Here is a 6,283-nt window from a genome sequence, read left to right on the forward strand (position 1 = left end):
ATGAAAGCCCCTCATAATTATGCTATTTGGCTTCCATTATCATTATTAGTTATCTCCCAACATGTACGGGGAGAGCTATCTATTTCTGTTGGTCAAGATTTCCTTGCTCCCTTTACGTATTCATCTTCGACAGAAATTAATCTAGGAGGTAATATTGGAGCATATGTAGGAATAGGAAACTTCCCTCCTTTACCATACAACCCATATCCAAACCTAAATTTTGTTATTGCACCAGGTTTAGAAGCCTCATTGTATGATTTTACATTGAGGGGGGTTCTTCTTGAGGGGACTAATGCTGGACAGGAGTTTTTTAATGCAGAATGGGTTGCCGGCGTAAATACAACGTGTATCACTAAATTCATTGCGAACCCTTTTGATTGTACTACTGGTAGTAATGGCGTATTTTCACCTTCAACGGGTTATTCTGTTGGTCGTTATAGGTTAGATGTAAGTGTTACACGATTGAACTTAAAATTAACGACCCCCTTAGCCCCAGGTGTATATTCAAATGTATTTGGAACAGCTGTTACCACTTCTCGAGAGCAACTTGAAGTGGTAAATGTTCAACCTTTTGACATAGTAGTTGAAGATAGAACATGTACCATGACTCCTATCGAAAATCTATTTGTAGGTAGTTTGAGAAAAGGGGAAACTAAAACCAATAATGTGAATATGTTTTTTGATTGTGATAGTGCCCCCTTTGGCGCTTCCTGGACATTTTCCGAGAGAGATAACATTGCGCTATCTGGTGTAACAATAGAACTCTTAGACAATAACGGGAATCCTCTAACTAGTGGTATACTATACAGTGACTTAGAGATTCTGAACGATCTTACCGTTAGAACGATGGCGAGTTCAAGTTCATCTGTAGGGCAATTTTCAAAGTCATTTTTATTCACTGTTAATTATCTCTAAAGGTATCAGATGAAACTTTCCATTTTAGTTCTTTTACTTGCGTCATTGTCATTACATGCAAAGACTTTAACTTCAGAACTTATCGTGAGTGGTAATGTAGAAAGCAGCACCTGTGATTTCATTTTGCCTGCTGATGCTATATCTCTAGGTTCATATACAACTAGTGATTTGGTTGCGGGTAATACTCGCATTGTTCCATTTGATATGACATTTGACTGTACGGCAAACCCTGTTATGTTCAATAGAATATTTGTTGTTGGTACTCCTCTAGGCTTTTCCCCAGGCATTTCGTCGGATACTATGCAAACAAATTTAAATGGCGTAGGGGTTGAGCTGTCTTGGTTTTTTAGTGGTGCAGCAGCATTTGTGTTCGGTCTTCCTGGAAATCGTTTTACCAATAGACCAACTGACGAATTCCCAGTCGCGACTTCAAAAAATACTTTCCCGTTACGAGCAAAGGCGGTACATATTACGTCAGTTCCAGCCTCCAACATAGAAAAAGGGGCATTTAAAGCAGGGGTTTTATTTGAGCTTCGCTACGAATAATTGAGACATATAAATTCACTCTGAAAAAGCTCAATGAGTTTTTGTTTAACTCCGAGAGAATACATGGTAGCCCAAGGCTGGCCGTATCTTATAGAGTACACTGAGTTTCAGGTATGCCAAGCCCTGTCAGTTTGTTCACATCCTCCCCATCTTTAGCGACAAAGCACTTTGCCATGATTAGCTCATCTTGCTGAGCCGTGGCTCTCTACCTCTATCAACCGATGAAACACTATTATGATCGGGGTCAGCAGTTCCCGTTCAACAAAGCAACGCGCACGATTTTTCGTTGTGGTAGAAGCGCCACTGCTCAATGAATCTCCAGGGCTCGCCTTGATTAACGAAAGCTATCCTTAAAGTAGAAGCATGTTTACCCTATTAGCACTTTCACAGAGGACTAAAAAATGAAAATGCACATTGTGACGATAAGCGCACTATCAATGACTTTGCTAGGTTGCCAAGCAACCGGAACGCCTGAAAGCAGATCGTCTGCTTCGTCATTAGCATCGAGTATATTACCTGAAAATACACTTAGTAGTGCGTTACAAGCTTTTAATTCGCACCCAACAGGAGAGATTAAGGAATTAGCTTCTCTTGTGCAAAAGTCGACAGGCTTAACATCAGAGCAAGCAATGGGAAGCATTAGCTCTCTAGTTATATTAGCTCAAAACTCTTTAGGGCGATCTCAGAACAATGAATTGGGTGAGCTTATTCCTGGTTATGATGCATTAAAAGGCACCGAGCTTTCCTCTTTGATCACTAGCCAAGATTCGTTAGAAGCGGCCTTCTCTCAATTAGGTATTAATCCATCAATGATCAGTAAGGTTGCACCGGTTTTGATTAATGAGTTAAAGAACCAAGGGGCAAGTTCAGGACTGATAAAAGGCCTATCTACACTTTGGAAGTAGCGATGAAAAGTCAGCATTTAGCTGGCTTTTTCGTTGGGTCACACCTGATTCAACGATGTGCTATCCCAATTTTATCAAAGGGATAGGGGACACTTTCTTTTCCTGCATAAACGTGTTTTATTCCGATGTGCGCCTAGCACTATTTCATCTCGCTTTTTAATCACTTGTCTATGAACTTTCCATAGTGACAATCTCATGCCTCTTATATCTCATCGGCTGAGGTGCTTTTCTGCCTTCTGGTTCTAAAGTAAAGACGTGCAAAACTTTAACAATATTTTCTTTTTCTACTGCTTTAGTCACGAACGTCTCGGAAAATGAACTTTTCTTAAAAAGTCGTCATTTTCCTCTAAAAGATTTTCAAACTTAGCCGTTAATAGAAGTAACTTAGAGAAAGCTACTTGGTTTCCAAACTCAAATTAATTCGGGATAGCCTGAATTAGATATTAACTAACTATTAGGAAAATTCATGAAAAAGCTAAATATTCTTACACTAGCATTTGCTTCTGTTTTATCTTCTTCTGCTTTTGCAAATACGGGCACTGTAAATTTTTACGGTGCAATCAGTCATGCGACTTGTGAATTCATTGCGGAAGAAAATGGCGCACAAACTAACAACGTTGATTTAGGTACTTGGACAGTTGCGAATCTAGTAGGTAATACAACTGCTGCTGTAGATTTTGCTCTAGTAGCGAAAGATCCTGACACTGGCGAAGCTTGTACTACGACTGGCGCGACAGATGTGGATATTACTTGGCTGCCTGTCACAGGTGCATGGGATGCTTTCGGCCTTCAGAATACAGGTTCAGCACAAGGTGCAGCCGTAAAACTCATGGATAAAGATGGGGCTTCATTTAACACTGATAACTCTACCGTCACTCACTCTCTTACGACTCTTACAGATGGACGTCTGCCATTCTCAGCTCAAATTGTTAAAACGGCAGCCCCTGTAGTCGCTGGTACTGTTGTTGCTTCAGCTTCATTTACCGTTGCTTATAAGTAATTGTAAGTTGGTGGACGAGCTATGCTGATGTCTGGTGTATGGAAGAGAAAGGAACGGTCTAACCTGTTGATGCTGTTCTCCCCATAACGATTAATAGAGATGTACACCGCATGAATGATAATGCAGTTGTTCAACTGAATACACCACAAGACCCGCTTACAGAACCAGTGTGAGCTTGATTGTATAGCCTGTTGAACCTAAGCTTTGCGCCAACACTTCGAACAGCAACAACGAGCAAAGCAGGCATCGATTTTTGGGCCATGGCTCAAATCCACTGATTCAAAGGTAGAACGCTCGTTCAATGGGGCTTCCGATCACCTTATCGTGCATTTGCCCGGATATCGAAAAACCAATCGTTCTGCGTACTATTGGTTTTAACTAGGTAGATTGGTTCGCTCAATCCCCTGAGTGAGCCTTTCCCCCACAATATGCTTTTCCCTTGATAGTTCTTTCCTGTAAACGTTGAAGTCGCCGGTAAAAAAGAAATTGGTGTAAACGGCTTTATCTACGTGAGTAACGAGCGCAGATTATCCGAAATCCGCATTACACTGATCAAATTCGTGAGCAATAATGCGCTTATAGCGTAGCTTCCAAGCATACCAAAGCCAACGGCGATTTTCCTTTTTGCATATTTAGGATCATTCCTATAAGCCATTTCCGCTGCTTTTCAAATTGTTGTAACCTTTTCGTATTAAGACCATTGCTCGTCGACTTGGCAGAGGCTTGCCTCTATTAGCACTAAAATGATAGTTCTCTGCGCTATGAATCTATCAATTGGAGAACTCGAAACACATAGTCAACTTTTAAGGCTTGAACAGGAACGTTTCGTGTTGTATTTTTGCTCTGATGTTTTAAAAGTGTCACCTCATCTATCCTTACACATATTTCGGACAACCTAGCTTATAATAGGCTAGGTCTTTTTTCTAACTTTGACTAGTCAAACGTTTTCTTAATTGTATCGTACCAAACCCATACCGAACCATGGCTCGGCAGGTATTGTTATAATGCCAAACGTCAAACTCCTATTAGCTAAAGATTTGTGGAGCAGTTAAAACTCACTCGTTGTACTAGCCCATAGCCAGCATAGTCTCACCACTCATTTCATTTTTGGTAGTTGCCTGATATTATCAGCCCTCACCAGGTATGCTGAAATTCTTTGTGAGCACTCTACTGGAAGTGGTCAAGTAAAACCGGCCACAGTTTTATAAGGGAACCAGAACTGTCATTCTGACTCACTTGGTGTTAATCCACCGTTATATTGATACGGACGATGCTGGTTGTAATAGCAATTTACGATAATGGTTTAACCAGCTATAGGTTCTCGATAGACAATAACCGTGCTGAACGCGCAATAAAACCGCTGGTTATTGGGAGAAAGAACTGGCTCTTCTCGACCAATCCCAATAGCGCTGAAGCGAGTGCGATCCTTTACAGTATCGTCGAGACCGAGAAAGCCAACGGCCTTATCCTTTACAACTACCTGGTCAAGTGCATGCAGGAGTTAGCGAAAGCGGAACCTGATATCGATGCACTCCTGCCTTGGAACTTCAAGCACTAACAATATCGCCCCGTGAGATCATGGGGCGAATGTTGTCATAATTCTTCTCGTTAGTGAATGCTCTCACTTAACTCAAGGGCCAAAAATACTAGTGAGGATCAACGTGTTTTTAGGTAAGGAATTAAAATTCTACCTTATTCAAGTGAATATCCATTTGTGGAAATGGAATTTCTATACCTGCGTCATCCAATGCTTCCTTAATTGCTTGAATAGAATCGAAGTAAACATCCCAATAATCAGCAGTTTTACACCATGGACGAACCACGAGGTTCACTGAAGAGTCTGCTAGAGCCAGTACACCAATTTGGATTACAGGATCTTTAAGAATACGCTCATCTTTTTCTAGTACGTCACGAATAACTTTCTTAGTTTGCTTAAGGTCTGCGCTGTAAGAAACACCAATAACTAGGTCTACACGACGCGTAGCGTGGCGAGAGTAATTCGTGATTGCGCCGCCGATAACTGATGAGTTCGGCACAACAATCATTTTGTTATCAGGTGTTTTTAGTACAGTTTGGAAGATTTGGATTGCTTCAACACTACCTGCAACACCTCCGATTTCTACGTAGTCACCAGACTTGAATGGACGGAATGCAACAATTAGTACGCCTGCAGCAAAGTTAGATAGTGAGCCTTGTAGAGCAAGACCTACAGCAAGACCTGCTGCACCGATTACCGCAACAACAGATGCAGTTTGAACACCTACACGGCCTAGTGCTGCGATAAGTACGATAACAAATAAAAGGTAACGAACTAAACCATTAACGAATTCAACAACAGCTTTGTCCATCTCTTTCTTTTCAAGCACTTTTGAAACGCTGTTTGCTATCGCCTTAACTATAATGTTACCGATAAATAGGATCAGCACTGCAGAAATAATGTTCACGCTGTATTGAACTAAAAGTTCTGAGTTGTTATTTAACCAAGTTTCAGCTTGGCTCAAACCATCAGTTAAAGTGGAGTCAAGGCTTGTCGATTCATCAGTCATAATTAACTTCCTGAAAATAAAAGTATAAATTTAATTATAAAACAATTTATGTAGATTCTGCCCTTTCTTACCAACTGTCTAGAATATCGCCAAATCATTGAAATAAAAGTTTAGAAATGAAACTATACAAATCAGAGTTTCACTAATAACAAATTGGAGCATTCTAAAGTAAGCAAGGACTTTGCATTTTGCTACATTTGAATTGCAGCATTCTATAGCAGTTAATTTAGTTATCAATTTCTACAGGCATACGTCTCTCTCAGTCTCATCTTTTATACAGAAAGGACTTTAATGCTTAACTCAATGGAATTAAGTCAGAAGCTGGCTTTGTTACGTAAAGGACTTATTCACTATTCTTCCCCCCCCCCCCC

The 6,283-nt window shown here is 40.6% G+C and carries 6 protein-coding genes and 2 pseudogenes; 5 read left to right on the plus strand and 3 right to left on the minus strand.

The window, feature by feature from the left end; all coding sequences use genetic code 11:
• From D8S93_RS23460 to D8S93_RS23470, 3 genes are all read left to right on the plus strand, one after another.
• Nucleotides 1-915 (plus strand): hypothetical protein, encoded by a 915-nt coding sequence (locus D8S93_RS23460; protein WP_152815859.1) that lies wholly within the window; start codon nucleotides 1-3, stop codon nucleotides 913-915.
• A 9-nt stretch (nucleotides 916-924) separates the two neighbouring features.
• Complete coding sequence (locus tag D8S93_RS23465; RefSeq protein ID WP_152815862.1) at nucleotides 925-1,461, plus strand: fimbrial protein; 537 nt, start codon at nucleotides 925-927, stop codon at nucleotides 1,459-1,461.
• Nucleotides 1,462-1,862: 401 nt separating this feature from the next.
• Entirely contained in the window at nucleotides 1,863-2,366 is a 504-nt protein-coding gene (locus D8S93_RS23470) for a DUF2780 domain-containing protein (RefSeq protein ID WP_152815864.1), read from the plus strand.
• 168 nt (nucleotides 2,367-2,534) lie between these two features.
• Here D8S93_RS23470 and D8S93_RS25320 read toward each other — a convergent pair whose 3' ends face one another.
• Nucleotides 2,535-2,666, minus strand: a complete 132-nt coding sequence (locus D8S93_RS25320) for a hypothetical protein (RefSeq protein ID WP_264674665.1) — start codon at nucleotides 2,664-2,666, stop codon at nucleotides 2,535-2,537.
• 166 nt (nucleotides 2,667-2,832) lie between these two features.
• Between D8S93_RS25320 and D8S93_RS23475 the strand changes: the two genes are divergently transcribed.
• A complete protein-coding gene (locus D8S93_RS23475; RefSeq protein ID WP_152815867.1) occupies nucleotides 2,833-3,366 on the plus strand; it encodes a fimbrial protein in 534 nt (177 codons plus the stop codon).
• A gap of 279 nt (nucleotides 3,367-3,645) precedes the next feature.
• On the opposite strand, the pseudogene D8S93_RS25125 reads toward D8S93_RS23475, so the two are convergent.
• Nucleotides 3,646-3,992: pseudogene (locus D8S93_RS25125) on the minus strand (IS1 family transposase); the annotation flags it as partial.
• 689 nt (nucleotides 3,993-4,681) lie between these two features.
• Between D8S93_RS25125 and D8S93_RS23485 the strand changes: the two are divergent.
• A pseudogene (locus tag D8S93_RS23485) lies at nucleotides 4,682-4,924 on the plus strand (IS66 family transposase); the annotation flags it as partial.
• A 121-nt stretch (nucleotides 4,925-5,045) separates the two neighbouring features.
• Here the strand turns inward: D8S93_RS23485 and mscS are convergent.
• The gene (gene mscS / locus D8S93_RS23490; protein WP_152815870.1) at nucleotides 5,046-5,912 is read right to left on the minus strand and encodes a small-conductance mechanosensitive channel MscS; all 867 of its coding nucleotides are present in this window, start codon (nucleotides 5,910-5,912) and stop codon (nucleotides 5,046-5,048) included.
• Nucleotides 5,913-6,283 lie beyond the last annotated feature (371 nt).

This window comes from Vibrio sp. VGrn 2 (assembly GCF_009361695.1).
GTDB lineage: Bacteria > Pseudomonadota > Gammaproteobacteria > Enterobacterales > Vibrionaceae > Vibrio > Vibrio diabolicus.

What these genes read in the sequence shown, in the direction of transcription:
- D8S93_RS23460 (WP_152815859.1), top strand. Translation starts at nt 1, where the DNA reads ATGAAAGCCCCTCATAATTATGCTATTTGGCTTCCATTATCATTATTA.
- D8S93_RS23465 (WP_152815862.1), top strand. Translation starts at nt 925, where the DNA reads ATGAAACTTTCCATTTTAGTTCTTTTACTTGCGTCATTGTCATTACAT.
- D8S93_RS23470 (WP_152815864.1), top strand. Translation starts at nt 1,863, where the DNA reads ATGAAAATGCACATTGTGACGATAAGCGCACTATCAATGACTTTGCTA.
- D8S93_RS23475 (WP_152815867.1), top strand. Translation starts at nt 2,833, where the DNA reads ATGAAAAAGCTAAATATTCTTACACTAGCATTTGCTTCTGTTTTATCT.
- mscS (WP_152815870.1), bottom strand. Translation starts at nt 5,912, where the DNA reads ATGACTGATGAATCGACAAGCCTTGACTCCACTTTAACTGATGGTTTG.